Below are 26,461 nucleotides of genomic sequence, written 5' to 3' on the forward strand. Positions count from 1 at the left end.
GTGCTGCTAGGCGGTCAGGTACACCTTCCGGAGCGGTCTGGTGACGGTCCAGCGGGTACGGGTCCCGGCGGCCAGACGCATCAGGGTGTGGGGGACGAGTTCAGCCGTGCTTTCAACGGAACCGTCCCGGGCAAGGAAATCCACGGTTGCTGAGCCGGAGAGCACCAGGAAGACTTCGTCGGCCTCGGTGTCGTACATCCCGCCTTCGGTCATTTCCCAGACGCCCAGGTCCACGCCGGCGAAACTCCCCAGCGGATACAGCCCGGTGGTGGGGGAGCCGGAGGCCACGGCTTCGGCAGGAACGGTTTCGTGTACAAGTTCCAGGCTGTCCGGGTGGACGGCGGTTCCGGCGGGAAGCTGCGTTGTGGTGCTCATGAGTCGAATCCCATTCCCACGGCGTCCATTGCCTTGAGCCAGGGCCCGCGGCGGCCCTGCCTGCGGTCCGAACGGACCATGGCTGCGGTTGTGATCTTGACTCCCAGCCAGGCGACGGGCTCCGGCGGGAAGGGCAGGGGTTTGCTTTTGACCATCTGGAGTTCCGTCCGTTCTGTCTTCTCACCCGAGAGCAGGTCCAGCATGACGTTGGCGCCGAAGCGTGTGGCTCCGACCCCCAGGCCCGTGTAGCCTGCGGAGTAGGCCACCTTGTTGCCGTAGGCGGTGCTGAAGAACGCGAAGAACCTGCTGCAGGTGTCGATCGCTCCGCCCCACGCATGGCTGAAGCGCATGTCGGCGAGCTGGGGGAAGGTGGCAGCGAAATGTGCGGCCAGCCGCTCGTACGTGGCCTGCCGGTGTTCATACTCCGGCTTCATGGTCCGTCCGAAGTTGTACACCGCGTCATAGCCGCCGAAAAGGATGCGGGACGCGCCGTCACGGTCCGTGGTGAGCCGGTAGTAGTGGAACCGGTTGTTCAGGTCGCTGAGTCCCTGGCGGTTGTGCCAGCCAATGGCGGCCAGCTGCCCGGGCGTAAGGGGCTCAGTCATGAGTGCGTAGTCGTAGACCGGCACGGTGTGCAGCCGGGTGCGCTTGAGCAGGGACGGGAACACATTCGTTGCCAGCGCCACGCGCTCAGCGGTGACCGTACCGCCGTCGGTCTTCAGCTGCACGGTCCGGCCGGCGTTTTCGAGGCCGCGCACGGGCGTGTTCTCATAGATTTCGACGCCGGCCGCCAGTGCGGCGCGCTGCAGGCCCCATGCGAGGCGGGCAGGGTTGAGCATGGCAGTGCTGGTCCGGTCCCACAGGCCGGCGAGGTAGAGCGGGGAATCAACTTCCTTCCGCACGGCGTCACGGTCGAGGAAAACGAGGTCGGGGTTCGACTCGTCCGCTTCCTCAGCCAGCCAGTCGACCTGGTGCTGTTCCGTGGCGACGGAGAGGCTCCCGGTGAGTTCAAAGCCGCAGTCAATGCCGTACCGCTGGACGGTCTCGGCGATTTCGCGCAGGTTTTCACGGCCCAGCCGGTCCAGCTGCGCAGCCTCTCCGGGCAGGTGTTTGAGTCCGTTGGCTTCACCGTGGGTCAGGGAAGCTTCGCAGAAACCACCGTTGCGGCCCGAAGCAGCCCAGGCAATGCGGGAGCCTTCCAGCAGCACCACCCGGCGGCCGGGATCACGTTCCTTCGCCATCAGCGCCGTCCACAGCCCGGTGTAGCCGCCGCCCACGACGGCGAGGTCCGCGGAAGTGTTCCCGGCCAGGGCAGGGAGGGCCTCCGGGCGTTCCGGATCATCCAGCCAGTAGGCCGTGCGGGCGGCGCCGGCCAGGGCCTTGGCAGCGCGGGGACGGCTGAACTGGGATTCAGCGAGGTCGTAAACGGTCATCATGTGGTGGTCCTCGGGAGTACTGCTGCACCGGAGCCGGCGCTGGAACGGGCATAAACGGGTTCTCCGGCGACCATGACAACGTCGCTCTGCACGGTGGACAGGGCAGCCGGGGGAAGGTCGAAGGGGTTGACTGAGTGCACCACGAGGTCAGCCGGGGCGCCGGGAGTCAAAGTGCCTCCCGCGGCACGGTTCAGCCAGGCCGATCCCGAGGTGTAGGCCGCCAGTGCACTGCCCAGGGCAAGCGACTGCCCGGGAAGCAGCGGCGCGGCATCCGGATAATCCGGATGTGCCCGGTTGACCGCCACATGGATGGCCTGCCAGGGGTCCGGCGTGGAGACCGGCCAGTCGGATCCCATGGCCAGCCGGGCGCCGGCGGCCTGCAGGTCCGCGAACGGGTACTGCCAGCCTGCCCGCTCACCGCCGAGCAGCGGCACGGTCAGTTCCTGCATCTGGTCATCGTTGCAGGCCCAGAGAGCCTGGGCGTTGACGGTGACGTCCAGCTCAGCGAACCGCGCGATGTCCTGCGGATGGATGATCTGGAGGTGGGCCATATGGTGCCGTCCGGCGGAACCGGGGTTCGCTGCACGGGCTGCAGCCACGGCGTCGAGTCCGGTACGAACCGCCCGGTCACCGATCACGTGCATGTGCAGGTCAAAGCCCGCAGCGTCCAGGGCCGTGGATACGGCAGCCAGTACCTCGGGGGAGAGGTAAAGCAGGCCGCGCTCCTCGGCCGGCGTGGGCTCTGCACAGGAACAGGGGCGCAGGTACGGGTCAAGCATGGCGGCGGTGTAGTTCTCGGGGACCCCGTCCACCATGATCTTGGCGCTGGTGGTGCTGAAACCGGCTGCGGCGTTTGCTGCGCGGCGCTCCACAAACTCCTGGACCAGGTCCGGGACGGTTTCCACAGTCGTGTCCCGCGGAACCCAGAGTGCGCCGGTGGCGCGGCCCTTGAGTGTGCCGGCTTCGGCCGCTGAACGGTACGCGGCGGAAGCATCGGGGTAGCCGCCGTAGCTGCCAAGGATGGCTTCCTGCCAGCCGGTGACGCCAACGGAGAAGAGGTGCTCCTGGGCATGGAGGATTCCGGCGGTAAGCATTTCCTCCGTGACGGGAGGCAGCACCCGGGCAACGAGGTCCATGGCGCCTTCATGCAGGGTGCCGGTGGGGAACCCGTCCGGGTCCCGTTCAATCCGGCCGTCGGCGGGGTCCGGAGTTGAGGCATCGATGCCAGCCAGTTCAAGCGCGCGTGTGTTGACCCAGGCGCTGTGGTGGTCACGGTTGATCAGGTAAACCGGCCGGTGGGAAACGACGCCGTCAAGCAGCCGCCGGTCGGGGTAACCGCCGGGGAAATCGCCTTTATACCAGCCGCCGCCGGTGACCCACCCGGCGTCGTTTCCGGGTGCAGGCGGGAGTTGGGCGTAGGCGGCAATGTGCTGCAGGCAGGCTTCGGCGCCGCTGAGTTCGGCCAGGTCGCACCCAAGCCGTTCCACACCTGCGTAGGCGGCATGGATGTGTGCATCGGTGAAACCGGGGGAGACCAGCCGTCCGGCCAGATCAATGGTCTGCGTTGAGGGGCCGGCCAGCACCCGCAGGTCTTCATCGGTTCCGACGGCTGAGATGACGCCGCCGGAGACCGCCACGGCGCTGGCTCCCGGAATCAGCCGGTGGCCGTCGAAGACCGTTCCGGAATGGAGAATCCACTCGATTTGTGGCACAAAAACCTCGTTATTCCACTTCGGGTCTTTTCGGTCTAGCCCAGCGCTATTCCGGACCGGACAGCAGTAAATGAATGCCATTCATCGGTCAAGACAGTTCTTATAAAACGGGAGGCCAGCGGGGTTGTCAACGGTGAAGATGAAGTTGACGGGATTGTTTACGGGCGTGAAACACCCGGAAATCCCGGGAATTCGTCCGTCCGGCCATGAGGGGAACACACTGATTCAGCGGCGGAATCCGGTGGGAATCCGCCGCTGAATCAGGCACGTTCGGCGGTTACTCCGTGAAGCCGTCAGCGATGTCCAGGACTTCGTCCAGGACGGCAAGGCCGGTGCGTGCCTCTTCCTCGGTGATGTTCAGCGGCGGCACCACATGGATGCGGTTGAAGTTCGCGAACGGAAGCAGGCCGCGCTCCTTGCAGGCGCCGATTAGTTCGTTCATGGCCGGGCTGGATCCGCCGTACGGTGCCAGCGGTTCGCGGGTTTCCCGGTTCTTGACGAGCTCAATGGCCCAGAAAGCACCGGTGCCGCGGACCTCGCCCACACTGGCGTGCCTGCGGGCCATCTCCGCCAGGACGGGACCGAAGACGGTCTCACCGAGCCGGGCAGCATTCTCCACCATGCCTTCGTCACGCATGGCGTTGATCGTGGCCACGGCCGCGGCGCAGGCCAGGGGATGGCCGGAGTACGTCAGTCCGCCCGGGTAGGCGGAGTCCGCAAACGTGGCGGCGATTTCATCCGAGATCGCCACACCGCCCAGCGGAACGTAGCCGGAGTTCACGCCCTTGGCGAAGGTCAGCAGATCAGGCTCCACACCTTCGGCGTGCTCCACGGCGAACCACTTGCCGGACCGCCCGAAGCCGGCCATGACCTCGTCGGCGATGAACACGATGCCGTACTTGCGGGTCAGCTCCCGGACACCGGCCAGGTAGCCGGGCGGGGGAACCATGATGCCCGCGGTACCCGGAATGGACTCCAGGACCAGGGCAGCAAAGGCACCTGCGCCTTCGAGCAGGATCAGCTGTTCCAGGTGGTCCAGCGCCCGCTGGACTTCCTCTTCCTGCGTGGTGGCGTGGAACTGGGTGCGGTACAGGAACGGAATGTGGAAGTGCACGGTTCCGGCGGTGCCGTAGTCGTTGGGAATCCGCCGGGGATCTCCCGTGACGTTTACGGCCAGGGCCGTCCCGCCGTGGTAGGAGCGGTAGGCGGAGAGGACCTTGTAGCGGCCGGTATGCAGGCGTGCCATCCGGATGGCGTGCTCAATTGCATCCGCTCCGCCGTTGGTGAAGAAAACCGTGTCCAGGTTGCCCGGCGTGAGTTCCGAGACCAGGCGCGCAGCCTCTGAACGGGCGTCGTTGACGTACTGCGGAGCAATGGTGCACAGCTTGCCGGCCTGCTCCTGGATGGCCGCGACGACCTTCGGGTGCTGGTGGCCAATGTTGGTGTTGACCAGCTGCGAGGAGAAGTCCAGCAGCTTGCGGCCCTCCCCGTCCCAGACGAAGGACCCTTCGGCCCGGGTGATTGTCATCGGGGTGATCTGTTTCTGCGCGGACCAGGAGTGGAACACATGCTTGCGGTCCAGCTCGTAGGCCCGGCGTCCTGCTGCCAGCTCTTCTTCGGTGACTGCCGATTCGGCGGTGGTGCTCATTGGATCTCCTCTGCCTAGGCGTTCTGCGGGAAACCGAGGTTCAGGCCGCCGTGGCTGGGATCGAGCCAGCGGGTGGTGACGACCTTGCCGCGGGTAAAGAAGTGCACACCCTCGGTGCCGTGGGCGTGGGAGTCTCCGAACAGGGAGTTCTTCCAGCCGCCGAAGGAGTAGTAGGCCATCGGCACGGGGATCGGGACGTTGATCCCGACCATGCCCACCTGGACCTCGTTCTGGAACCGGCGGGCAGCGCCGCCGTCGTTGGTGAAGATCGCGGTGCCGTTGCCGTACTGGTTGGAGTTGATCAGGTCCAGGGCCTCGTCATAGCTGTCGGCGCGGACCACTGAGAGCACCGGGCCGAAGATCTCATCGGTGTAGATGGACATCTCGGGGGTGACGTTGTCGAACAGGGTGGGGCCGAGGAAGAAGCCTTCACCGTCGGCGTCGGCCTCCACCTTGCGTCCGTCCAGGACCACCGTGGCGCCTGCGGCTTCGCCGGCGTCGATGTAGCCTGCGACCTTGTCCCGGTGCGCGGAGGTAACCAGCGGGCCCATGTCGGTGCCGCGCAGGCCGTCGCCGATGCGCAGGGTGCGGGTGCGCTCAGCGATCTTGGCCACGAGCTCATCCGCGATCGGCCCAACTGCAACGAGGGCGGAAATGGCCATGCAGCGCTCGCCTGCGGAACCGAACCCGGCATTGACGGCGGCGTCGGCTGCCAAGTCAAGGTCGGCGTCGGGCAGGACGATCATGTGGTTCTTGGCGCCGCCGAGCGCCTGGACGCGCTTGCCGCTGGCGGTGCCTTCGCGGTAGACGTACTGGGCGATCGGGGTGGAGCCGACGAAGGAGACGGACTTGATGTCCGGGTGGTGCAGCAGGGTGTCCACAGCCACCTTGTCGCCGTGGACTACGTTGAAGACGCCGTCCGGCAGGCCGGCTTCCTTCCACAGCTCGGCAACCCAGTTGACCGCCGTCGGGTCCTTTTCGCTGGGCTTGACCACTACGGTGTTGCCGGTGGCGATGGCCACGGGGAAGAACCACATGGGCACCATGGCCGGGAAGTTGAACGGGCTGATGATCGCCGCCGGGCCAACGGGCTGGCGGACGGAGTGGACGTCCACCTTGGTGGAGGCGTTCTCGGTGAAGCCGCCCTTGAGCAGGTGCGGGATGCCGCAGGCGAATTCAACGACTTCCTGGCCGCGGCTGATTTCGCCGAGGGCGTCGTCAAGGACCTTGCCGTGCTCGGCCGTGATGATCGCTGCCAGTTCCGGCTTGCGGGCATTGAGCAGTTCGCGGAAGTTGAAGAGGATCTGGGTGCGGCGGGCCAGGGACGTGTCACGCCAGGCCGGGAAAGCCGCGGCGGCTGCGGCAACGGCTTCGTTGACGGTCTCTTCGCTGGCCAGGGCTACCTGGGAGGTGGTCTTGCCGGTGGCCGGGTTGGTCACATCGGCAACGCGGGTGTCGGCCGGTGCCGTAAAGGCGCCGTTGATCCAGTGCTTCGTGGTCTGCACGTGTACTCCTTGGTGGCTGGTAGAGGGGCTGGTCACAATCCTGCCCAGTCGCCTGCTCGCGCAACATTGCCAACGTGTCAGGAAATATCCAGAAATCTTTACGAAGTGTTGGCTTACTGCAATCCTCCCTGCCTAGACTTCCAGGCATGAGCCTGCAGCTGCGTACCGTCCTGGACCTCGGCGTCGTCCGGGCAGGGGAGCCTGAGATCCTCACCGGAGGTGACTCCCTGGACGTACCGGTGCGCTGGGTGCACGTGGCCGAGCTCCGGAGCCTCGCCGATCTCCTGGAGGGCGGGGAACTTGTGCTGACCACCGGATTGGCCTTTGGAAAGTCCGCCGGTCAGGCGGCCGAGTACCTCAGCGGTCTCCAGGCAGCCGGGGCGGCAGGCGTCGTCGTCGAAATCCCGCCGGACCGTCCGGAAGCCGCCGCCGCTCTGGAAACCGGTGCCCGGCTGGCAGCGGAGCGTTCCTCTACGGCCCTCCCGGTGGTCAGGCTGCACCGCACTGTCCGCTTCGTGGAAGTCACCGAAGTGGTGCACCGGCGGATCGTGGCCAGCCAGCTGGAACAGGTGGAAAAGGCCCGGCAGGTGCATGAAGTCTTCACCATGCTGAGCCTGCAGAGCGCCGGGGTTCAGGAGATTGTGGACCGGACCGCGCAGCTGCTGGACGCGCCCGTGGTCCTGGAGGACAGCTCGCACCTTGTGGTGGCCTTCGCCGCGGGAGCCATGGCGGCGCAGGAACTGCTGCAGGACTGGCAGCGCCGTTCGCGGGCGGTGCATGTATCCCCGGAAACCCGGGTAGCCGGAGATGAGCGCTGGCTGCAGACACCCGTTGGCCTGGGCAGTACGCAGTGGGGCAGGCTCGTGCTTCCCGGAGTGCCCCGGGCTCCCGGGGAGGCCTCGGAAGCGGCAATGGTCCTGGAGCGTGCCGGGCAGGCCCTGTCCATCAACCGGCTCGCGGAGCGGGACCAGGCCGGGCTGGCCCAGCAGGCACAGGCCGGACTGATCCATGAGCTGCGCAGTTCCCGCTCGCAGGATGAGGACGAGGCGCTAACCCGGGCATCAGCACTGGGCCTCAAGCCGTCCCCGGCGTACCTGCCCCTGGTGCTGCACCTGGATTCAGGGTCCGCCAAAGACCCGATGTCCATGCAGCGCAAGGAACGGGCACTGCTTGAAGGGCTCGACGCCGTATTGGCAGCGACCCGGAACAGTGCGCTCGCTGCAGCGCTGCAGACCGGGCAGGTGGCAGTTCTGCTGGCGTTGCCGGCACGGATGCTGGAGGACGGGATGCTGGAGCGGATCTGCGGTGACCTTGCTTCCCGAACGGCGCCGGGGGAACTGGTGTGGACTGCCGGAGTGGGACGGGTGCGGACCCGCCTGGCCGACGCCGCTGCCGGTCTGGATGAGGCTGCCCATGTAGCGCAGACGGCCAGCACACTCAGTGCTGGGGCCAACCGCTATTTCCGATCCACGGACGTGCGCCTGCGCGGACTCCTGGCGCTGCTGCGCGAGGATCCCAGGGCTGTCTCTTTTGCGGAGGCGGAACTGCGGGGACTTGAGGCGGAGGAGGATCTGGCCCTGCTGCAGCGCTTCCTTGAATGCGGCGGCAACAAGACTTCACTGGCCCGGACCGGCTACCTCAGCCGTCCCACGCTTTACGCCCGGCTGCAGAAGCTTGAGTCCCGTCTGGGGGTATCGCTGGATGATCCCGAGTCCCGGACGTCACTGCACGTGGCGGTGCTCCTGCGCCAGCTCCAGGCGCTTTCCCCGGCAGGCTGAGCATGCGGTAACAAAAGACCGCCTAAGCCAAAGCAGGTCCCTGCCGCGGTAGGTTCAACGCATGACCTCATCATCATCCTTGGACTACGGGCAGGCCGTTGCCACCGTGCAGATCGATAATGACCGCGTTCGGGTCACGGAATGGCGGTTTCCTCCGGGGACCCAGACCAGCTGGCACCGGCACGAGCTGGACTATGTGGTGGTTCCGACCGTTGCGGGGCACATGAGTTATGAGACTGCCGAAGGCCAGGCAACGCGGGATCTGGTGGTTGGGGAGTCCTACGCCCGCGAGGCAGGCAGCGAACACAACGTCATCAACAAGACGGATACCGAGTTCGCCTTCGTGGAGATTGAGCTGAAGCCTCAGGGCTAAGACTCAGAACGCGTAAAGGTGCAGGCTGGCAGCCGGCGCCCTAGCGCCCGGAGACCAGGTTTGCTGCCTTGGCGATGGGCGACGTCGTGCTCCGGCCGTTGCGCTCAGCGCGGTCCGCAGCGTAGTACGCCGCGTACATGGCCTTCACGGCAATCCAACGCAGTGGTTCCGGTTCCCATTTGCGGACCCTGCGGTTGACCCACGGCATGGCGGTCAGCTCGCTGCCGGGGTCAAGGATCAGGTCGCGCAGGGTGCGGGCAGCCAGGTTCGTAGCCGCTACGCCGGTGCCCACGTAGCCTCCGGCCCAGCCCAGTCCGGTCTTCGGGTCCAGGCCAACGGTGGCCTTCCAGTCACGCGGAACACCCAGCACCCCGGCCCAGGCATGCTCAATCCGGGCGTCGGCAGCGGCAGGGAACATGTCCTGCAGCAGCGCCGTGAGGCTGGCAATGGTCTCCGGCTGCGTGGCGCCGTCGGTATCCGTGCGGGAACCAAAGCGGTAGGGCACCCCGCGTCCGCCCAGCGCAATCCGGCCGTCTGCCGTCCGCTGCGCATACATATAGGCATGGGCCATGTCCGCGACGGTGTCCATCGAGTTCCAGCCGATCTGCTGCCAGACCGCGTCCGGGAGCGGCTCCGTGGCGATCATGGAGGAGTTCATCGGGAGCCATTCCCGGTGGTGGCCGCGCAGGTTGGCGGTGAAACCCTCAGTGGCACGGAGGATGTACTTCGCACTGACGGTCCCGCAGTCGGTCACGGCGCGTCCGGGCTGGATGTCCGTCACGGTTGTGCCCTCATAAATGGGAACGCCAAGGCGTTCGACGGCGGCAGCCAGACCGCGCACCAGGCGGGCAGGATGGATCCGGGCGCAGTGCGGATGATGGATGCTGCCCAGCGCGCCGGCAACGTGAATCCGCTCAGCGGTCCCGGCGGCGTCGAGCAGGCGGGTCCCTGCCTCCGGCCAGGCGGCTTCGTCTTCCGCCCACGCCCGCAGGCGGCCCAGCTGCGCCTCGTTGCGGGCCACGTTCAGTTCCCCGCCCTTGGCCATCGCAGCGTCGATGCCCTCGGCAGCTGCCACCGCGATAACTTCGTCCACGGTCTCGTTGAGCAGTTCCTGGAACCGCCCCACGACGGCGCGGCCGTGTGACTTCACGTACTGGCTGCGCCCGCCGGTGATCGAATTCGTCAGCCACCCGCCGTTCCGCCCGGAGGCGCCGAACCCCGCGAAGCGGGATTCGAGCACCACCACGGACAGGTCCGGCCGGGCCTTCTTCAGGTAGTAGGCAGTCCACAGCCCCGTGTAACCGGCACCCACGACGGCGACGTCCGCCTCGCGGTTCCCATCCAGGCCGGGACGGGGTTCAGGAACACCCGTGTCCGCGTACCAGAAGGAAACATTGCCGTTTACCGGGGCTGTGGAGATGCTCATCAGAGGTGGTTCAGGCCTTCCGTAAGGACAGAGCGCAGGATGGATTCAATCTGGTCGAACTCGGGCTGGCCGATGGTCAGCGGCGGTGCCAGCTGGATGACGGGGTCCCCCCGGTCGTCAGCGCGGCAGTAGAGGCCGGCGTCGTAGAGTGCGGTTGAAATGTAACCGCGCAGCAGGCGCTCGGACTCGTCGGCGGAGAAGGTCTCCTTGGTTGCCTTGTCCTTGACCAGTTCGATCCCGTAGAAGTAGCCGGCGCCGCGGACATCGCCCACAATCGGCAGGTCCTTGAGCTTTTCCAGGGTGGCGCGGAAAGCCGGTGCATTGGTCTTCACACGGTTGTTGAGATCTTCGGCTTCGAAGATGTCCAGGTTCGCCATGGCGACGGCGGCGGAGACCGGGTGCCCGCCGAAGGTGTAGCCGTGGTAGAACGTGGTGTCGCCCTTGGTGAACGGTTCGAACAGCCGGTCGGAAGCGATCATTGCGCCCAGCGGCGCATAGCCGCTGGTGATGCCCTTGGCGCAGGTGATGATGTCCGGTACGTAGTCGAAGTCGGTCGAGGCGAACATCGAGCCAACACGGCCAAAGGCGCAGATCGTTTCGTCCGAGACCAGCAGTACGTCGTACTGGTCGCAGATTTCGCGCACACGCTTGAAGTATCCGGGGGGCGGCGGGAAGCAGCCGCCGGAGTTCTGCACCGGCTCGAGGAAGACAGCGGCGACAGTGTCCGGCCCCTCGAATTCAATGGCTTCGCCGATGCGGTCGGCGGCCCAGCGGCCGAAGGCCTCCGGGTCCTCCAGACCGGCAGGTGCGCGGTACTGGTTAGTGTTCGGGACGCGGAAAGCGCCCGGGACCAGCGGCTCGAAGGCGGACTTCATGTCCGGGATGCCGGTGATGGACAAGGCTCCCTGGGGAGTGCCGTGGTAAGCGACGGCGCGGGAAATGACCTTGTGCTTGGTGGGCCGGCCGGTCAGCTTGAAGTACTGCTTCGCGAGCTTCCACGCGGACTCGACGGAGTCGCCGCCGCCGGAGGTGAAGAAGACGCGGTTCAGGTCGCCGGGGGCTCCGGCCGCGAGGCGCTCAGCGAGGTCGATGGCCGGCGGATGGGCGTAGGACCAAAGCGGCATGAAGCTCAGCTCACGGGCTTGGCGGGCAGCAGCCTCGGCCAGTTCTTCCCGGCCGTGGCCGACCTGCACGGTGAACAGCCCGGCCAGGCCGTCAATCAGTTCATGGCCGCGGTCGTCATAAATGTGATGGCCTTTGCCGCGCGTAATAATCGGTACATTTCCACCGGCGGCCGTTCCGGAGTGGCGGGCCATGTGCATCCACAGGTGGTCACGTGCCGCCTGCTGGCGGTCCGTTCCGCGCGGCGTTGTTGACGAAGAAGTTGAAGGCTGGACAGTTGTTTCGGTCATCTGGTGCCCCAGTTGTAGGCCTGCTTGCGCAGGGAGAGGTACATAAAGGTTTCGGTGGTTGAAACTCCGGGGATGCTGCGGAACCGGTTGACCAGCAGCATCAGGTCCTGGTCGTTTTCGCACACCACTTCGGCCAGCAGATCGAACGAGCCGGCAGTCACCACGCAGTAGTCCACCTGATCAATTACTGAGATCCGGTCAGCTACCGCAAGGACGTCATCGTTCACGCGGATGCCCAGCATCGCCTGCCGGGGGAAGCCCAGCTGCAGGGGATCGGTCACCGCAACGATCTGCATGACGCCGCTGTCTGTCAGTTTTTGGACCCGCTGCCGGACTGCCGCTTCGGAAAGGCCCACGGCCTTTCCGATCGCGGCGTAGGAACGGCGTCCGTCTTCCTGAAGCTGCTCAATGATCGCCTTGGAGATGTCGTCGACGGAATGGTTCCCAGAAGCGGATTCCATGGTTTGCGCCACCTCCAGGTGCGGATTCGAGAGCTCAGACTGCGTGAGTGGTAGCAATTCAATCTTTTATTTCGTGTGAAATCAAGGCTTTTCGGAACGGAAAGCGTGCTGATCTTTGTCATATTCATTTGGAAACCGTTGTGTAACAAAACTTTTACAACGAAAACCTTGTCGCAACGGATTTCGGTCTGGCACTATCAATCATCAACACCCGTCCGCAGTGCAAGTAGTGCCAGCAAGGAGCCCCTTATGTCGAAGCGCCCCGTGAACGATCCGATGCTACGGAGTATCGTCAACGCCCAGCTGTCCCGGCGGAAGCTGCTCATGGGGGCCGGTGGGCTTTCCGTTGCAGGCATGCTTGCGGCCTGCGGAACCGGAGGCGGAACCAGCGGTGGTTCGTCCTCGAAGCCGAGCCCCGCAGCTGACGTTTCAGACACTGACAAGATCGTGAACTGGGCCAACTGGACCCTCTACCTGGACTACGACGACTCAACCCGGAAGTACCCCTCGCTGGAGGCGTTCAGCGAAGCCACCGGGATCAAGGCGAACTACTCCGAAGACGTGGACGGAAACGATTCATACTTCGGCAAGGTGCAGGGCCAGCTCTCCGCCGGCCAGGACATCGGCCAGGACATCATCACGCTCACCGACTGGATGGCAGGGCGCATGATTCGCCTGGGCTACACCCAGGAACTGAACCTGGACAACATCCCCAACTCCAAGAACCTGCTGGCCGGCCTGCAGAACGTGGACTTCGATCCGGGACGCAAGCACTCCCTCACCTGGCAGTCCGGCTTTGGCGGGATCGTATGGAACAAGGAAGCTTTCCCCAAGGGCCTGAAGTCCGTGTCCGATCTTTGGCAGCCCGAGCTCAAGGGCCGTGTGGAGGTCCTCGACGAGATGCTGGACACCATGGGCCTGCTCATGATGGATCAGGGCGTGGATATCACCGGTGACTGGGGCGAGGATGAGTTCGAGAACGCCCTGGACGTCCTGTCCAAGCAGATCGCGGACGGCCAGATCCGCCAGGTCAAGGGCAACTCCTACAAGGAAGACCTGATTTCAGGTGACGCCCTGGCGGTTATCGGCTGGTCCGGCGACATCACCCAGCTGAACTTCGAAGAGGGCGACAAATGGGAGTTCGCGCTGCCCGAAGCCGGCGGCACGCTGTGGTCCGACAACCTGCTGGTCCCGATCGGAGCGACACATAAGACCAACGCCGAGAAGCTCATGGACTACTACTATGACCCGGTCAATGCCGCAACCGTCGCAGCCTACGTGAACTACATCTGCCCGGTTGAAGGAGCACGGGAAGCTATGGAGGCCATCGACCCCGAACTCGTCGAGAACCCGCTGATCTTCCCCACGGACGAGTACCTGGCCAACGCCCACGTGATCCGCACGCTGAGCCCCGACGAAGAGACCGATTTCAACGACCGGTTCCAGACTGCGATCGGAAACTGATAGATGAGCACCACCGAACTTTCCCGGGAATCAGGCGCCGCTGCGCAGGGCTCCGGAGCAGACCTCGTTCTTTCCGGCGTCACAAAACGGTTCACCGAATTCACTGCCGTGGATAACCTGGACCTGGTAATCCCCTCCGGCTCCTTCTTCGCCCTGCTTGGCCCCTCCGGCTGCGGCAAGACCACCACGCTGCGGATGATCGCCGGCCTGGAACAGCCCACGGCAGGCAGCATTTCCATCGGGGGCAAGGACATCACCGGCACCAGCCCTTACCAGCGTCCGGTCAACACGGTTTTCCAGAACTACGCACTGTTCCCGCACATGAGCGTGCTGGACAACGTTGCCTTTGGGCTCAAGCGCCGCAAGATCCGCGATGCCGAGGCCCAGGCAAAGGAGGCACTGGAGCTGGTTGAGCTGGCACACCTGGCAGCCCGCCGTCCGGCCCAGCTCTCCGGCGGCCAGCAGCAGCGCGTCGCTTTGGCCCGCGCCGTCGTCAACCGGCCGGCCGTACTGCTCCTGGATGAGCCGCTCGGTGCGCTGGACATGAAACTGCGCCGCCAGATGCAGGTGGAACTGAAGAAGATCCAGACCGAAGTTGGCCTGACCTTTGTCCACGTCACCCACGACCAGGAAGAAGCCATGACCATGGCGGACACCGTGGCCGTGATGAACCACGGCCAGGTTGAGCAGATGGGCCCGCCGCAGGAACTGTACGAACTTCCGCGAACCGCTTTTGTCGCGAACTTCCTGGGCAAGTCCAACCTCATGCAGGCCACGGTCACCGGTGACGCGGGCGAGTACCTGCAGATCGACGTCGCAGGCAACTCCCTGACCCTTCTCAAGGAACGGGCCACGGACCATACCGGCAAGATCCTGGTGGGCATCCGGCCGGAGAAGCTGCGGATGGAAGCGGATACGGCTGCTGCCGCACCCGGATCGATCCGCGGGGTGGTGCTCGATGCTTCCTTCACGGGGGCCAGCACCGAATACCTGGTCGACGCCGAGGGCATCGGCACCGTTGGTGTCTTTGCGCAGAACCACGGCGGGGCCCTGTTCAACGACGGTGACCGGGTGCGCCTTGCTTGGGATCCCGAACACGCCTTTGGCCTCAGCGGAAGTGAGGACCGGGAGGCCGGCGCCGGAGAGGACGGCCTGTAATGGCGCTCCTCACCGCAGGCAAGGCCGCCGGCACCGGGCCCAGCGCTGCAGAAGAGGAAGCCGGCAAGCGCCGCGGACGGATCGGCTACCTGCTGATTCTTCCCGGGTTCATCTTCCTGCTGCTCTTCTTTGCCATGCCGGTGCTCTCCCTGCTGGCAACTTCGCTCTACATCAAGCCCGAAGGGGCCGACGTCGGGCAGTTCGTTCCGGCGCTGGAGTTCGGCAACTACGTAGTAGTGCTGCAGAACTACTGGCCGGCAGTGCTCCGTTCATTCGGGTTCGCGCTGATCGCCACGGTTGCTGCCCTGGTTATCGGCTACCCGATGGCCTACCTGGTGGCCGTTCGGCTGCGGGACCGGAAGCTGCTCAAAGGCATCCTCCTGGTGCTTATCATCGCGCCGTTCTTCACCAGCTTCATCCTCCGCACCCAGGCCTGGAAGCAGATCCTGGCAGATGAAGGACCGGTGGTCTCCGTCCTGCGTGCGGTGTCCCTGCTGCCCGAGGACGGCCGGCTCACCGCCACGGCCTTCGCCGTCATCTGCGGCCTGACCTACAACTTCCTGCCGTTTATGACCCTGCCTATCTACGCGAACCTGGAACGCCTGGACACCCGGCTGATCGAGGCCGGCGGCGACCTATACGCCAACGGCATCACGACCTTCCGCAAGATCACCTTCCCGTTGTCGCTGCCGGGTGTGATGGCCGGGACGCTGCTGACGTTCATTCCAGCCACCGGCGACTACGTGAATGCTGCCCTGCTGGGCAACAACCAGAACACCACCATGATCGGCCAGGTCATCGATTCCCGGTTCTTCCGCGTGGTCGACTACCCGGGCGCATCGGCGCTTTCCTTCCTGCTGATGCTCGCGATCCTGTTCCTGGTGATCCTGTACGTGCGGCGTTTCGGCACCAAAGAACTGATGTAAGGAACCAAACATGAAACAGAAACTAGGCCGCTGGCTTGTGCCGGTGTTCGGAGGACTGGCCTTCCTTTTCCTCCTGGTTCCGATCGTTTACGTCTTTGCCTTCTCCTTCAACGACGCCGGCCGCACCAACCTTTCCTGGCGCGGCTTCACGCTGGATAACTGGAAGAACCCCTGCGGGGCCCCCGGTGTCTGCGAGGCGCTGGGCAATTCCCTGCAGGTAGGGCTGGCGGCAACGCTGATTTCGACGGTGCTGGGTACGGCGATCGCCGTCGGGCTGGTCCGTTACCGCTTCAAATTCAACGCGACGGCGAACATGCTGATCTTCCTGCCGCTTGCTACCCCTGAAGTGGTGCTGGGCGCTTCGCTCCTGGCGCAGTTCCTGAACGTGGGCGCTGAGCTGGGCATGGGCACCGTGATCATCGCGCACTCCATCTTCTGCATTTCCTTTGTGGTGGTGACGGTCAAGGCGCGTGTTGCGAGCCTCGACCCCAAGCTGGAGGAAGCAGCCGGGGACCTTTACGCCTCGCCCATCCAGGCGTTCTGGCGGGTCACTTTCCCGCTGCTGCTGCCCGGTATTGTGGCTGCGGCACTGCTGGCCTTCGCCATGAGCTTCGATGACTTCATCATCACCAACTTCAACTCCGGCAACCTGGACACGTTCCCGAAGTTCATTTACGTCGCGGCGACCAGGGGCATCCCGGCGCAGGCCAACGTGATTGGCTCGGCAATGTTCATCATTTCCCTGCTGGTGGTCATCGGCGGACAGGTCCTGGCACACCGCCGGGCCAAGATGCTGGCGGCCCGGTAGGGACTGAACGCGGCACTAAGAGGGCGCCTGGCGGATCATCCGCCAGGCGCCCTCTGCTGTGCTCGATGGTCCGGCTGCGGTTAGGCAGTGACCTCACGTTCATCCGCCGCAACGGCAGTTGCTGCAAGAGCACGCTGCCGGCGGCGCATCCAGATAGACAGGCCGAAGATCACCACGAGGGATGCATAGATACCCGCCGCGATAGGGGACTGCACCAGCGCCAGCGGATCGCCCTGGGAGATGGCCAGTGAACGCCGCAGCTGATTCTCGAAAATCGGGCCCAGGATCAGGCCGACCACCAGCGGGGCGATCGGGTAACCGTAGCGCCGCATAAAGAACCCAAGAACGCCGATCAGCAGCAGCAGCACAACGTCCACGCTGGTGAAGTTGACCGAGTAGGCGCCCAGAGCCGCGAAGACCAGGATTCCCGCGTATAGATATGGCCGGGGGATCTGCAGGATCTTGACCCATATGCCCACCAGCGGCAGGTTCAGGACCAGGAGCATCAGGTTGCCGACGTAGAGGCTGGCAATCAGGGCCCACACCAGGGCGCTTTCGCTTTCGAACAACAATGGCCCTGGTTGGATCTGGTACCGCTGGAATGCCACAAGCATCATTGCGGCGGTAGCAGTGGTCGGAATTCCCAAGGTCAGCAGGGGAACGAGCACTCCGGCTGCAGCCGCATTGTTCGCTGCTTCAGGCCCTGCCACGCCCTCGATCGCGCCCTTGCCGAACTGTGCCTTGCGGCGGCCCTTAGCCAGTTTCCGTTCCGAAGCGTAGGACAGAAACGTGGCGACGTCCGCCCCGCCGGCAGGGATGGTCCCCACCGGGAAACCAATCGCGGTTCCGCGCAGCCAGGGCTTCCAGGAACGGCTCCAGTCCTCCCGGCGCATCCAGGTGTTCCACCTGCCCGTGACCGGAATGACCTCTACCGGCCCGTGGCGCAGTCGGGACGCCACGTAGAACGCCTCACCCACAGCAAAAAGGCCCACGGCAACCAGCACCACGTCCACGCCGTCGGCGAGGAAAGCGCTGCCGAACGTGTACCGCTGCTGCGCGGTGAGCTGGTCCACACCTACGACGGCGACAAAGAGTCCGATGCCCAGGGAAGCCAGTCCACGCAGCACGGAGGCTCCCAGCAGCGCGCCGACGGTAAGGAAAGCCACCACCATCAGAGCAACGTATTCAACGGGTCCGATCTGTACCGCGAATTCCGCCACGTATGGCGCGACGAAGGTCAGCGCAATGGTCGCCAGCGTCCCTGCAATGAATGAACCGATCGCCGCCGTAGCCAGGGCGGCGGCGCCCCGGCCGGCCTTGGCCATCCGGTTGCCTTCGAGCGCCGTCACAATGGAAGCGGACTCGCCTGGGGTGTTCAGCAGAATCGAGGTTGTTGAGCCGCCGTACATGCCGCCGTAATAGATGCCTGCGAAGACGATGATGGCTGCGGTGGGATCCAGCGAATACGTGATGGGCATGAGTAGGGCGACTGTCATGGCCGGCCCAATGCCGGGCAGTACGCCCACGGCTGTGCCGATTAGCACACCACCAAGCGCGTAGAGCAGGTAAACCGGCTGGGCCGCTACCGCAAACCCCTCCATAAGGTGAATGAAATTATCCATTGAGGAACGGCACCCCTTCCAGGATTCCGGCGGGCAGGGAAACCCCCAGGAGGCCGGCGAATCCGACCTGCAGAATCAAGGCAAGGACCACGCCTATGACCAGGCTGCGGATCCATGAAGCTGCGCCGAGGGCCCAGCTCACCCCGAAGAAGAGCACGGCTGCAGCCACGGGCCAGCCAAGAGGTTCGATCAGAAAGATGTGGAGGATCAGGAAGCCGGCCAGCTTGGCCAGAGCCGCCCAATCGGTGCGCACCGTGGGATCGATGTCCTCGCCTTCTTCCGCGTCGCCTGTCCGTCCGCGCATTACCTGGACGATCAGCGCAGTGCCGACGATGACTAGAAGAGTTGAAACAAGGTATGGGAAGGCTCGGGGGCCGATGTCGCTGGCCGAAGGCGGCGTTTGGATTCCGGCTCCGGCAAGAAAACCGGTGACGCCAAGACTGAGGACGGCAGCGGCGAAGAGCAGTTCCCCTACGCGCCCGGAGAGAGCCGTGCGGCTGTCTCCGGGCGCAGTCGGCTGAGCAGTCATCGGATTAGAGCAGCCCGATGTCGGTCAAGGTCGTCTTCACCGTTTTGATGTCCTCGGTGAGGAAGTCCTGGAATTCCGGGCCGGTCAGGAACGCGTCGGTCCAGTTGTTCTCTTCCAGCGTCGCCTTCCATGCCTCTGTTCCGTGCAGCTCGGTAACGAGCTCGGTGAGGGCTTCCGCCTGGCTGTCGTCGATGGAACCCGGAGCGACTACACCGCGCCAGTTGGTCAGGACAACGTCAATGCCCTGCTGGCTCAGCGGCTTTACGTCGGGCAGCTGGACTGCCGGTTCCTCGCCGGAGACGGCCAGTGCGCGCAGCTTCCCTGCCTTAACCTGCTCAGCGTATTCACCCACGCCAGAAATGCCCGCGTTCACCTTGTTGCCCAGGAGCGCGGCCAGCGATTCACCGCCTCCGGAATAGGGGATGTAGTTCAGGTTTCCAGGATCGATGCCAGCTGCCTTCAGCATCGACCCTGCGAGGATGTGGTCCGCACCGCCTGCGGAACCGCCCGTTATGGACACACCCTGACCCTCTTCCTTAACGGCAGCAAGCAAATCGTCGATGGTCTGGTATTCGGAATCAGCGGGCACCACAACAACAAGCTGTTCTTCGGTGAGGCGAGCGATGGGAGTGGTGTCCTCAATCCGGTTCGCTGCGTTGTTGGTCTCAACCGCGCCGACCATAACGTAGCCCATGACCATCAGGGTATTGGGGTCCTTCTCGGTGGCGAGCTTCGCCAGCCCGTTGGTCCCTCCGGCACCGCCGATGTTCTGTACGGAGGCATTGCCAACGAGGTCATTTTCCTGCAAATCCGACTGGATGGCCCTGCCGGTCTGGTCCCAGCCGCCGCCCGGATCGGCCGGAACTACGATGTTGAGCCGGTCAATTCCTCCGTCCGCCGTGGAGCCTTCCGATGCGCCGCACGCTCCAAGGGCAAGAACTGCGCCGGCGGCTACGGCTGCGAGGGCTGAACGGCGCGTCATTGCGCGGTTAAGCAACATGAGGTTTCCTTTCTCAGCGTGATGCGGGTCACCACGTGCCGTCTCAGCGTAGGAAGACCCCGATGCCGGGACCAGAATGCGGTCATAGCGGAGGTAATGGTCTTTGTGGTCATGGGCACGTTCCGGATCCCGGTGCGGGACGCGTGCGAAGATGTGCCCATGATCGGATCGATGTCGCTCAGATCACAGCTGTTCCTGCTGCAGCTGCTGATTGTGCTTGTTGTGGTGCTGGTTGCCGGCTCAGTCGCAGTCCGGATGCAGGCCGAGCAGATCCGCGACGCCTATGAAGCACGCATGGTTGGCGTTGCCACCTCGGTGGCCCAGCTGCCGTCAGTTGTCGAGGCATTCAGTGAGCCCGACCCCAGTACTGCCATCCAGCCCATCGCGGACCTGATTACCCAGGCCACCGGTGTGACCTACGTTGTGGTCACAGACGACGCCGGCATTCGCTATTCCCACCCCAATCCCGCCCGGATCGGGAGCAAGGTGTCCACAGATCCTTCCGTACCGCTGAGCGGCGATGTCTACGTGGGAACCCAGACCGGCACACTGGGCACATCCTGGCGGGTGAAGGTTCCGGTTTTTGCTCCTGATTCAACAGTCATCGGTACGGCTTCCGTGGGGATCCTGGAGTCGGAACTCCAGGCTGAACTGCAGGAAGACATGCCGGAGCTCATCGCCTGGCTGATTGCGGCCGCGGTGCTCGGTTTTGCGGGCGCAAGCTGGCTCTCGCGGCTGGTCTGGAAACGGATCTACCGGCTGGAACCGGAAGAAATCGCCCAGCTCCTTAAGACCCGTGATGCAATGCTCCACGCGATTGGGGAAGGCATCGTCGCGATCGATGAACGTGGGAACGTTGCCCTGGTCAATGACGAGGCCCGGCGGCTCCTGGAATTGCCGGCGGACGCAGAAGGCCGCCCGGCGAAGGAAGTACTTCCCGCCAACTTGGCGGCGATGCTGCATTCCGCGGGCGAGACTGATGAGACGGTGCTGGCGGGCGAACGGGTGCTCCTGGCGCGCGCAGGAGGCGCGGTAGTGGACGGCCGAAGGACAGGCGGGGTGCTCATCCTCCGGGACCGCACCGAGCTGCACCAGCTGCTGCAGGACCTTGACGGGGCCCGGGATGCCACCTCTGCCCTGCGCGCACAGGCGCATGAGTTCTCCAACCGCATGCATGTGATTTCCGGCCTGCTGGAACTGGGTCATACCGAACAGGCAGTGGACTTCATAGCCCGGTCCGGCCATGGCGGTTCCCTGCTGGCCACGACAACTACGGACGGAATCACCGATCCGGACAGCGCTGCCCTTCTGATGGCAAAAGGGAGCCTTTGCGAAGAAAAAGGAATCGATCTTGTGCTCGAACCCGGGGCGGATCTGCGGCCGGACGGGACCACCGACTGCGTCACTGTGCTGGGCAACCTGCTGGACAATGCCATGGACGCCGCCGGGAAAGGCGGCAGAATTCGCGTTGCGCTCTCGTGGCAAGCCGGACGGCAATGGGTCACTGTCAGCGACAACGGCCCGGGCATCCCGGCGGAGGAACGCGTTTTGGTGCTGCGGGAGGGATACACCACCAAGGGCCATAACCGTCCGGGCACACGGGGATTCGGGCTGGCGCTGGTTTCCCGCATCGCCCTGCGCCGAAGCGGAACCGTGCGGATCACCGACGCTCCGGGCGGCGGAGCCCAGATCACGGTCGAACTCGGCCCCAGCCAGCCGCCGGTTGCAGCGGGCCGGAGAGGCAGCAGCGAACACGACGCCGGAAGGGGTACAGAATGAGCAGCATGTCCGAATCAGTAAAGACTGCCCTGGTGCGTACCCTGGTGGTCGACGATGACCAGCAGGTAGCCGGACTGCACAGCGGGTTCCTGCTTGCCCATGGAGGGTTCGAAGTTGCCGGAACAGCGCACACCGGTTCCCAGGCAATGGAACTGATTGGGGCACTGCGTCCGGAACTCGTGCTGCTGGACATCCATCTGCCGGATATGTCCGGCATCGATGTACTGCGGGCAGCCAGGAACCTCCCGGGTGAACCAGTGGACATCATCGCCATCACCGCTGCCCGGGAACTTGAGACAGTTCGTGCGGCGATGGCCGGCGGTGTGCTGCACTATTTGGTCAAGCCCTTTGGGTCCCGTGTGCTGCTGGACCGCCTGGATGCCTATCTGCAGGCCCGGGAACAGCTGCGGGGCAAGGAAGGCAGCCGTGACACACTCGACCAGGCAAGCATTGACCGTCTGCTTAGGCCCGGCACCGCGGCGTCCTTCCCGACGGTATTGTCCGGACTGCCCAAGGGGCTGTCGGAACCCACGCTCACCGCCGTCGTGCGTGAATTGAAGAAAAGCGGGGAAAGCTCCGCCTCCGCGGTCGCGGCCGGCGTCGGCCTGGCACGGGTGAGCGCTCGCCGCTACCTTGAGTTCCTGGTTACCCGCGGGATGGCCGCTGTGGCACCCCGATACGGTGATGCCGGCAGGCCGGAGAAGTTCTACCGCTGGATTGGTATCGACGGCTAAAAGTGTCACACCGCGAACAGCCCGGCGTTTTCTACTGCAGCAGCTCCCGCAGGCGCCGCGCATTGTTGACCGCAGCGCCTCCGCCGTCGTTATTGAAATAGGCATAGACATCCCGGCCCCCTGCGAGCCACTCGCGGATGCGCTCCGCCCACCAGCGCAGGTCCTCATCCGGATAGGACCCCGCATACAGGGTGTGCTGATCCGGCCCGTGCAGCCGCACATAGACAAAGTCGGAGGTTGCTTCGAGGATGCAGGGCAGCTGCGCGCCGCTCATCACGCAGTACGCAGCATTGTGGCGGGCCAGGAGCGCGAAGATTTCAGGGTCATTCCAGCTGGCATGACGGAATTCAACAGCCACCCGGATTGTCTCCGGAAGCAGGCCGAGCACGTGGGCGAGCCTGGCGTCGTCGCGTTCAAAGTCCGGCGGCAGCTGGAACAGCAACACGCCGGCACGGTTCCCGAGGACCTGCCAGCAGCGGGTAATCCGGTCCACCCACACCTCCGGATCCCGCAGCTTGCGGGCATGGCTTAGCCCCCGCGGCGCCTTCACGGAGAACTCGAAACCGTCCGGCAGCCGGTCGCGGTACCGGGCGAATGCCTCTTCACGCGGCCATCGGTAGAAGCTCCCGTTGAACTCAACGGTGTCGAACTGTGCAGCGTAGTACTCCAGCCACTTTCCGGTCGGCACCCCGGCGGGATACAGCACATGCCGCCAGTCGCTATATGTCCAGCCGGAGGTTCCAATGCGCAGCTGTCCCATCCGTCCCCCTTTCTGCCTGGCCCAGTCTTTCCGGACCAACGTACCTCCGCATCCCAAAAAGAGCGCGGAAGCGTACACAGGGAGCCTGCCGAACGGCAGACTGGAAACGGAGCCTCGTACCAGCTTGGAAGCGCGGGAAAGGACCCAGCATGGAACAGCCGGAAAAGTCCCAGCAGCCGGATCAGCCAAATCAATCCGGTTCCGGGCGGGGAATCTATCTGCATATGGTGCGGGACCTGCGGGCGCAGCCCGACGCGGTCTACAACGCGTGGACTGACCTTGCCCACGTTACGGACTGGTGGGGTCCGGAGGGTTTTACCGTCCCGGAGGACAGGGTGCGCATGGACAGCCGCGAAGGAGGCGAGTACCGGGCCTGCATGGTCAACACCATTACCGGGGACGAATTGTGGTGGGGCGGTACCCTCGAGCGGCTGGACCCGCCGGGCCACCTCTCGATGACCCAGCGGTGGGAGCAGCCGGACGGCACACCTGCCAGCAACACCACGCTGATTACCGTGGACCTGGAACCGCACGACGGCGGCACGCGGATGGCGTTCGCCCAGGGTCCGTTTCCGGACACCAGGGACAGGGACGGGCACGAGACGGGCTGGAACTCGTCCTTTTCCCGGTTGGCGGAGTACCTGGCGCGGCGGGCCTGAAATAACCCCGGGACTCACGCCGTTGCATTACTAAGCCCCACCAAGTGCAACGAAAGGCCCGCTTTCCATGACCTACCCGCTTTCCATCCTCGACTTCGCCTCCATTGAAGAAGGCGGGACTGCAGCCGACTCATTCCAGGAAAGCCTGGCCCTTGCCCGGCACGCCGAAAAGCTTGGGTACCGACGTGTCTGGTACGCAGAGCACCACAACATGCCGACCATCGCGTCGTCGGCCACGAGTGTGCTGATCTCCTTCATCGGTGCCAACACATCCACCATCCGGCTTGGTGCCGGCGGAATCATGCTGCCCAACCATGCCCCGCTGACTATTGCCGAGCAGTTTGGCACCCTGGAGTCCCTGTATCCGGGACGGATCGACCTGGGCCTTGGGCGGGCTCCGGGCAGTGACCAGAAGACCATGCGCGCACTGCGGCGTGATCCCATGTCTGCAGACAGCTTCCCCCGTGACGTCCAGGAGCTGCAGGGATACCTCACCGGCAACAGCTTGATTCCCGGCATCGACGCCATTCCGGGCAAGGGCACCAACGTGCCGCTGTACATCCTCGGATCCTCCCTCTTTGGCGCCCGGCTGGCCGCCGCGCTGGGCCTGCCGTACTCCTTCGCCTCGCACTTCGCGCCGCAGGCGCTCCAGGACGCCGTCGCGCTGTACCGGCGCGAGTTCAAGCCCTCCGAACAGCTGGCGGAACCGTACGTGATTGCCGGAGTGAACGCCCTCGCCGCTCCCACCACCGGGGAGGCAGAGGAAATCTTCAAGCAGTCCCAGCGCCGGCGGGTCACCCAGCTCCTGGGCAAGGACCGCACCTACACGGATGAGGAAGCCGACCTGGTGCTTGAATCCCCGGCAGGCCAGCACATCAAGATGATGGGCCACTACTCCGCAGTTGGTACCCCCGCCGAGGTCCGCAGCTACCTCGACTGGTTCGCCGGACATGCCCAGGCGGATGAGCTGATCGTGGCCACCCACGCTCCCACGCTGGAGCAACGGCTGCGGTCCTTCACACTCCTGGCCGAGGCTGCCGAGCTCGTTCCCGCCTAACCCGTCTTCACCTTCATCGAGATGGCAGAAACTGCCCGTATGAACCCTCAAACGGGCAGTTTCTGCCATCTCGCGGGGAGGAACGGGGAAGGCGATTGCATCAGGGCCTGGATGACCGCGGACAGGTGCGCCGGCCCTATGCCAGAATCTAGACATGGAAACATCCGCCCACGTCATCCGGGTCAACGTGCCGATGCGCTGGTCGGACATGGACGCCTATGGGCACATCAACAACGTTGAAGTGATCCGGATGCTGGAAGAAGCCAGAATCCTCGCGTTCGGTCCGCCCGGCGGCACCGGTGCACACGGGATCGAGCCGCCCGTGCCGCTATTCAACACGGTTCCGCCAAACACCCAGTCGCTGGTCTCTGAACACAGGGTCAAGTACCTCGCTCCGCTGGAGTACCGCAACGTCCCGGCCGACGTCGATATTTGGTTCAGCTCGGTCAAGGGAGCGAGCCTGACCATTTCCTACCTGGTGTCCGACCCGGTGACGAATAAGGCGTGCATCAAGGCTGAAACCACTCTGGCCTTTGTCGACGCAGTCACGGGCGCCCTGCTGCGGGTTACCGCAGAGCAGCGGGAACTCTGTGGCCGGCATACCGGCACATCTGTCTTTGCTTAAGGGGTCCCCGCGGAAAAGCGCGCGGACTACCATCTGAGACAGCTGCCTGCCTGAGGTACCGGGGAACCGCTCACTGCCGGAGGAGACCCTGCCGTGTCGAATGATCCGTGGTACAGCCTTGGCATAACGCCGATCGAAGCCTTGTGGGTGGTGGTCTCGGCCATCGGCATCTACGCCGCGTTCTTCCTGCTGATCAGAGGCTTCGGCCAGCGTGCGCTGGCCAGCTGGAGCACCCTGGACAAGGCGATTGTGATTGCCCTGGGCGGCGTAGTGGGCCGGGTCATCCTCGGCTACACACCCACCCTCGCCGGCGGGATCGTCGGACTCATCACCCTGTTCACCATGATGCGGCTCGAAGAGTACCTCCGCCGCACCAAACGCGGCGTGTACCTGAGCAGCAGACCGGTACTGCTGATGGCCGGGGACGAGATCCTCGCAGATAACCTCAGAAAGGCCCGGATCCAGAACGACGAGCTCTATTTCAAACTGCGCCAAGCCGGGATCCATAACTTCTCCGAGGTCTCGATAGTGCTGCTTGAGCCCACCGGAGACGTGAGCGTAATGCGCAGGGGAGTGCCGGTGGAACGCGAGCTGCTGCGGCGCGTGGCTGACAGGGACCGGATCCCCAGCCAGCTGTTGCTGCCGGAGCGGGAGGGGCGCCAGGGTACCTAAAGGGGCCCATGGCCGGCCCGGCCCGCAGGCCCGATTAGGTGTTTCGGGAAACCCCGTGTAGAGTCTTTCTCAGTTGTTGTGTTGCGCATTTTGTATTTCAAGCGGCGAAACCCAGACGGGCTAGCCGCTTTTTCTGTAGAAGCGGTAAAAGGGACACCGCGACTGAAACCCCCGAAAGTCGGGAGCGGTTTCGAGCAGAAAGAAGTATAAAAAATGGCTACAGGTACCGTGAAGTGGTTCAACTCCGAAAAGGGCTTCGGCTTCATTGAGCCGGACGACGGCAGCGCCGACGTCTTCGCTCACTACTCCGCCATCAACTCCAGCGGATACAAGTCCCTCGAAGAGAACCAGAAGGTTTCCTTCGACACCGAGCAGGGCCCCAAGGGTCCGCAGGCCACGAACATCCAGGGCCTCTAATTCAAGAAGCCTAGACGCCGCCGCTAAGGCAGGCATCTAAAAAGAAGAGCAGGACGGGCAACCGTCCTGCTCTTCTTGTTTAACCCGTCAACTCCGCCCGGCGGAGGGTAGGGCCCGTCGAGACG

General features: G+C 64.4%; 25 protein-coding genes. 13 read left to right on the top strand and 12 right to left on the bottom strand.

Going from position 1 to position 26,461, the window contains the following annotated elements:
- Positions 1–6: 6 nt before the first annotated feature.
- The 5 genes from AO716_RS06360 to AO716_RS06380 form a co-directional block, all read right to left on the bottom strand.
- Positions 7–375, bottom strand: coding sequence for a cupin domain-containing protein (locus AO716_RS06360; RefSeq protein ID WP_055240138.1), 369 nt, complete (start codon positions 373–375; stop codon positions 7–9).
- A complete protein-coding gene (locus AO716_RS06365; protein WP_200907601.1) occupies positions 372–1,811 on the bottom strand; it encodes an NAD(P)/FAD-dependent oxidoreductase in 1,440 nt (479 codons plus the stop codon). The genes AO716_RS06360 and AO716_RS06365 overlap by 4 nt, the downstream gene beginning before the upstream one ends.
- The gene (locus AO716_RS06370; RefSeq protein ID WP_235472018.1) at positions 1,808–3,523 is read right to left on the bottom strand and encodes an amidohydrolase; all 1,716 of its coding nucleotides are present in this window, start codon (positions 3,521–3,523) and stop codon (positions 1,808–1,810) included. Before AO716_RS06370 ends, AO716_RS06365 begins: the two co-directional genes overlap by 4 nt.
- 277 nt (positions 3,524–3,800) lie before the next feature.
- Complete coding sequence (locus AO716_RS06375) at positions 3,801–5,171, bottom strand: aspartate aminotransferase family protein (protein WP_055240139.1); 1,371 nt, start codon at positions 5,169–5,171, stop codon at positions 3,801–3,803.
- A 14-nt stretch (positions 5,172–5,185) separates the two neighbouring features.
- The gene (locus AO716_RS06380) at positions 5,186–6,676 is read right to left on the bottom strand and encodes a CoA-acylating methylmalonate-semialdehyde dehydrogenase (protein WP_055240140.1); all 1,491 of its coding nucleotides are present in this window, start codon (positions 6,674–6,676) and stop codon (positions 5,186–5,188) included.
- A 146-nt stretch (positions 6,677–6,822) separates the two neighbouring features.
- Between AO716_RS06380 and AO716_RS06385 the strand changes: the two genes are divergently transcribed.
- Both AO716_RS06385 and AO716_RS06390 read left to right on the top strand, forming a co-directional pair.
- Positions 6,823–8,454: a PucR family transcriptional regulator gene (locus tag AO716_RS06385; RefSeq protein WP_082413389.1), complete on the top strand. Its 1,632-nt coding sequence runs from the start codon at positions 6,823–6,825 to the stop codon at positions 8,452–8,454.
- A 61-nt stretch (positions 8,455–8,515) separates the two neighbouring features.
- A complete protein-coding gene (locus AO716_RS06390; protein ID WP_055240141.1) occupies positions 8,516–8,827 on the top strand; it encodes a cupin domain-containing protein in 312 nt (103 codons plus the stop codon).
- 40 nt (positions 8,828–8,867) lie between these two features.
- Here AO716_RS06390 and AO716_RS06395 read toward each other — a convergent pair whose 3' ends face one another.
- From AO716_RS06395 to AO716_RS06405, 3 genes are read right to left on the bottom strand one after another with little or no spacing between them, the layout of a single operon-like run.
- Positions 8,868–10,253: an NAD(P)/FAD-dependent oxidoreductase gene (locus AO716_RS06395; protein WP_055240142.1), complete on the bottom strand. Its 1,386-nt coding sequence runs from the start codon at positions 10,251–10,253 to the stop codon at positions 8,868–8,870.
- Complete coding sequence (locus AO716_RS06400) at positions 10,253–11,665, bottom strand: aspartate aminotransferase family protein (RefSeq protein WP_055240143.1); 1,413 nt, start codon at positions 11,663–11,665, stop codon at positions 10,253–10,255. Before AO716_RS06400 ends, AO716_RS06395 begins: the two co-directional genes overlap by 1 nt.
- Entirely contained in the window at positions 11,662–12,126 is a 465-nt protein-coding gene (locus AO716_RS06405) for an Lrp/AsnC family transcriptional regulator (RefSeq protein ID WP_055240144.1), read from the bottom strand. The genes AO716_RS06400 and AO716_RS06405 overlap by 4 nt, the downstream gene beginning before the upstream one ends.
- A gap of 249 nt (positions 12,127–12,375) precedes the next feature.
- On the opposite strand from AO716_RS06405, the gene AO716_RS06410 reads away from it, so the two are divergent.
- The 4 genes from AO716_RS06410 to AO716_RS06425 are packed head-to-tail and all read left to right on the top strand — an operon-like array spanning position 12,376 to position 16,482.
- Entirely contained in the window at positions 12,376–13,590 is a 1,215-nt protein-coding gene (locus tag AO716_RS06410; RefSeq protein ID WP_055240145.1) for an ABC transporter substrate-binding protein, read from the top strand.
- A 3-nt stretch (positions 13,591–13,593) separates the two neighbouring features.
- The gene (locus tag AO716_RS06415; protein WP_055240146.1) at positions 13,594–14,748 is read left to right on the top strand and encodes an ABC transporter ATP-binding protein; all 1,155 of its coding nucleotides are present in this window, start codon (positions 13,594–13,596) and stop codon (positions 14,746–14,748) included.
- A complete protein-coding gene (locus tag AO716_RS06420; RefSeq protein WP_055240147.1) occupies positions 14,748–15,674 on the top strand; it encodes an ABC transporter permease in 927 nt (308 codons plus the stop codon). Before AO716_RS06415 ends, AO716_RS06420 begins: the two co-directional genes overlap by 1 nt.
- A 10-nt stretch (positions 15,675–15,684) precedes the next feature.
- The gene (locus AO716_RS06425) at positions 15,685–16,482 is read left to right on the top strand and encodes an ABC transporter permease (protein ID WP_055240148.1); all 798 of its coding nucleotides are present in this window, start codon (positions 15,685–15,687) and stop codon (positions 16,480–16,482) included.
- Between the two features lie 80 nt (positions 16,483–16,562).
- On the opposite strand, the gene AO716_RS06430 is transcribed toward AO716_RS06425, so the two are convergent.
- From AO716_RS06430 to AO716_RS06440, 3 genes are read right to left on the bottom strand one after another with little or no spacing between them, the layout of a single operon-like run.
- On the bottom strand, positions 16,563–18,104 hold the full coding sequence (locus AO716_RS06430) for a tripartite tricarboxylate transporter permease (RefSeq protein ID WP_055240149.1): 1,542 nt from the start codon (positions 18,102–18,104) through the stop codon (positions 16,563–16,565).
- Positions 18,097–18,633, bottom strand: a complete 537-nt coding sequence (locus tag AO716_RS06435) for a tripartite tricarboxylate transporter TctB family protein (protein ID WP_055240150.1) — start codon at positions 18,631–18,633, stop codon at positions 18,097–18,099. The genes AO716_RS06430 and AO716_RS06435 overlap by 8 nt, the downstream gene beginning before the upstream one ends.
- Positions 18,634–18,637: 4 nt before the next feature.
- The gene (locus tag AO716_RS06440; RefSeq protein ID WP_055240151.1) at positions 18,638–19,633 is read right to left on the bottom strand and encodes a Bug family tripartite tricarboxylate transporter substrate binding protein; all 996 of its coding nucleotides are present in this window, start codon (positions 19,631–19,633) and stop codon (positions 18,638–18,640) included.
- 171 nt (positions 19,634–19,804) lie between these two features.
- Between AO716_RS06440 and AO716_RS06445 the strand changes: the two genes are divergently transcribed.
- Positions 19,805–21,412: a sensor histidine kinase gene (locus AO716_RS06445; RefSeq protein ID WP_235472019.1), complete on the top strand. Its 1,608-nt coding sequence runs from the start codon at positions 19,805–19,807 to the stop codon at positions 21,410–21,412.
- 5 nt (positions 21,413–21,417) lie between these two features.
- A complete protein-coding gene (locus tag AO716_RS06450; RefSeq protein WP_200907602.1) occupies positions 21,418–22,146 on the top strand; it encodes a response regulator in 729 nt (242 codons plus the stop codon).
- 31 nt (positions 22,147–22,177) lie between these two features.
- Here AO716_RS06450 and AO716_RS06455 read toward each other — a convergent pair whose 3' ends face one another.
- Complete coding sequence (locus AO716_RS06455; protein ID WP_055240153.1) at positions 22,178–22,906, bottom strand: DUF72 domain-containing protein; 729 nt, start codon at positions 22,904–22,906, stop codon at positions 22,178–22,180.
- Positions 22,907–23,055: 149 nt separating this feature from the next.
- Here AO716_RS06455 and AO716_RS06460 point away from each other — a divergent pair, with 149 nt between their 5' ends.
- The 5 genes from AO716_RS06460 to AO716_RS06480 all read left to right on the top strand — a co-directional run bounded on the left by AO716_RS06460 (position 23,056) and on the right by AO716_RS06480 (position 26,336).
- The gene (locus AO716_RS06460; protein ID WP_055240154.1) at positions 23,056–23,565 is read left to right on the top strand and encodes an SRPBCC family protein; all 510 of its coding nucleotides are present in this window, start codon (positions 23,056–23,058) and stop codon (positions 23,563–23,565) included.
- Between the two features lie 67 nt (positions 23,566–23,632).
- Positions 23,633–24,622, top strand: coding sequence for an LLM class flavin-dependent oxidoreductase (locus AO716_RS06465; RefSeq protein ID WP_055240155.1), 990 nt, complete (start codon positions 23,633–23,635; stop codon positions 24,620–24,622).
- A 154-nt stretch (positions 24,623–24,776) separates the two neighbouring features.
- Positions 24,777–25,247 carry an acyl-CoA thioesterase gene (locus AO716_RS06470; RefSeq protein WP_055240156.1) on the top strand — a complete coding sequence of 157 codons (471 nt, stop codon included), beginning with the start codon at positions 24,777–24,779 and terminating at the stop codon, positions 25,245–25,247.
- Between the two features lie 93 nt (positions 25,248–25,340).
- Positions 25,341–25,919, top strand: coding sequence for a DUF421 domain-containing protein (locus AO716_RS06475; RefSeq protein WP_055240157.1), 579 nt, complete (start codon positions 25,341–25,343; stop codon positions 25,917–25,919).
- Positions 25,920–26,132: 213 nt separating this feature from the next.
- A complete protein-coding gene (locus AO716_RS06480; protein ID WP_055240158.1) occupies positions 26,133–26,336 on the top strand; it encodes a cold-shock protein in 204 nt (67 codons plus the stop codon).
- Positions 26,337–26,461 lie beyond the last annotated feature (125 nt).

It is taken from the genome of Arthrobacter sp. Edens01 (assembly GCF_001307035.1).
Taxonomy (GTDB): Bacteria; Actinomycetota; Actinomycetes; order Actinomycetales; family Micrococcaceae; genus Arthrobacter_B.

What these genes read in the sequence shown, in the direction of transcription:
- AO716_RS06360 (WP_055240138.1), bottom strand. Translation starts at nt 375, where the DNA reads ATGAGCACCACAACGCAGCTTCCCGCCGGAACCGCCGTCCACCCGGAC.
- AO716_RS06365 (WP_200907601.1), bottom strand. Translation starts at nt 1,811, where the DNA reads ATGATGACCGTTTACGACCTCGCTGAATCCCAGTTCAGCCGTCCCCGC.
- AO716_RS06375 (WP_055240139.1), bottom strand. Translation starts at nt 5,171, where the DNA reads ATGAGCACCACCGCCGAATCGGCAGTCACCGAAGAAGAGCTGGCAGCA.
- AO716_RS06385 (WP_082413389.1), top strand. Translation starts at nt 6,823, where the DNA reads ATGAGCCTGCAGCTGCGTACCGTCCTGGACCTCGGCGTCGTCCGGGCA.
- AO716_RS06390 (WP_055240141.1), top strand. Translation starts at nt 8,516, where the DNA reads ATGACCTCATCATCATCCTTGGACTACGGGCAGGCCGTTGCCACCGTG.
- AO716_RS06395 (WP_055240142.1), bottom strand. Translation starts at nt 10,253, where the DNA reads ATGAGCATCTCCACAGCCCCGGTAAACGGCAATGTTTCCTTCTGGTAC.
- AO716_RS06400 (WP_055240143.1), bottom strand. Translation starts at nt 11,665, where the DNA reads ATGACCGAAACAACTGTCCAGCCTTCAACTTCTTCGTCAACAACGCCG.
- AO716_RS06405 (WP_055240144.1), bottom strand. Translation starts at nt 12,126, where the DNA reads ATGGAATCCGCTTCTGGGAACCATTCCGTCGACGACATCTCCAAGGCG.
- AO716_RS06410 (WP_055240145.1), top strand. Translation starts at nt 12,376, where the DNA reads ATGTCGAAGCGCCCCGTGAACGATCCGATGCTACGGAGTATCGTCAAC.
- AO716_RS06415 (WP_055240146.1), top strand. Translation starts at nt 13,594, where the DNA reads ATGAGCACCACCGAACTTTCCCGGGAATCAGGCGCCGCTGCGCAGGGC.
- AO716_RS06420 (WP_055240147.1), top strand. Translation starts at nt 14,748, where the DNA reads ATGGCGCTCCTCACCGCAGGCAAGGCCGCCGGCACCGGGCCCAGCGCT.
- AO716_RS06425 (WP_055240148.1), top strand. Translation starts at nt 15,685, where the DNA reads ATGAAACAGAAACTAGGCCGCTGGCTTGTGCCGGTGTTCGGAGGACTG.
- AO716_RS06430 (WP_055240149.1), bottom strand. Translation starts at nt 18,104, where the DNA reads ATGGATAATTTCATTCACCTTATGGAGGGGTTTGCGGTAGCGGCCCAG.
- AO716_RS06435 (WP_055240150.1), bottom strand. Translation starts at nt 18,633, where the DNA reads ATGACTGCTCAGCCGACTGCGCCCGGAGACAGCCGCACGGCTCTCTCC.
- AO716_RS06440 (WP_055240151.1), bottom strand. Translation starts at nt 19,633, where the DNA reads ATGTTGCTTAACCGCGCAATGACGCGCCGTTCAGCCCTCGCAGCCGTA.
- AO716_RS06445 (WP_235472019.1), top strand. Translation starts at nt 19,805, where the DNA reads ATGTCGCTCAGATCACAGCTGTTCCTGCTGCAGCTGCTGATTGTGCTT.
- AO716_RS06450 (WP_200907602.1), top strand. Translation starts at nt 21,418, where the DNA reads ATGTCCGAATCAGTAAAGACTGCCCTGGTGCGTACCCTGGTGGTCGAC.
- AO716_RS06455 (WP_055240153.1), bottom strand. Translation starts at nt 22,906, where the DNA reads ATGGGACAGCTGCGCATTGGAACCTCCGGCTGGACATATAGCGACTGG.
- AO716_RS06460 (WP_055240154.1), top strand. Translation starts at nt 23,056, where the DNA reads ATGGAACAGCCGGAAAAGTCCCAGCAGCCGGATCAGCCAAATCAATCC.
- AO716_RS06465 (WP_055240155.1), top strand. Translation starts at nt 23,633, where the DNA reads ATGACCTACCCGCTTTCCATCCTCGACTTCGCCTCCATTGAAGAAGGC.
- AO716_RS06470 (WP_055240156.1), top strand. Translation starts at nt 24,777, where the DNA reads ATGGAAACATCCGCCCACGTCATCCGGGTCAACGTGCCGATGCGCTGG.
- AO716_RS06480 (WP_055240158.1), top strand. Translation starts at nt 26,133, where the DNA reads ATGGCTACAGGTACCGTGAAGTGGTTCAACTCCGAAAAGGGCTTCGGC.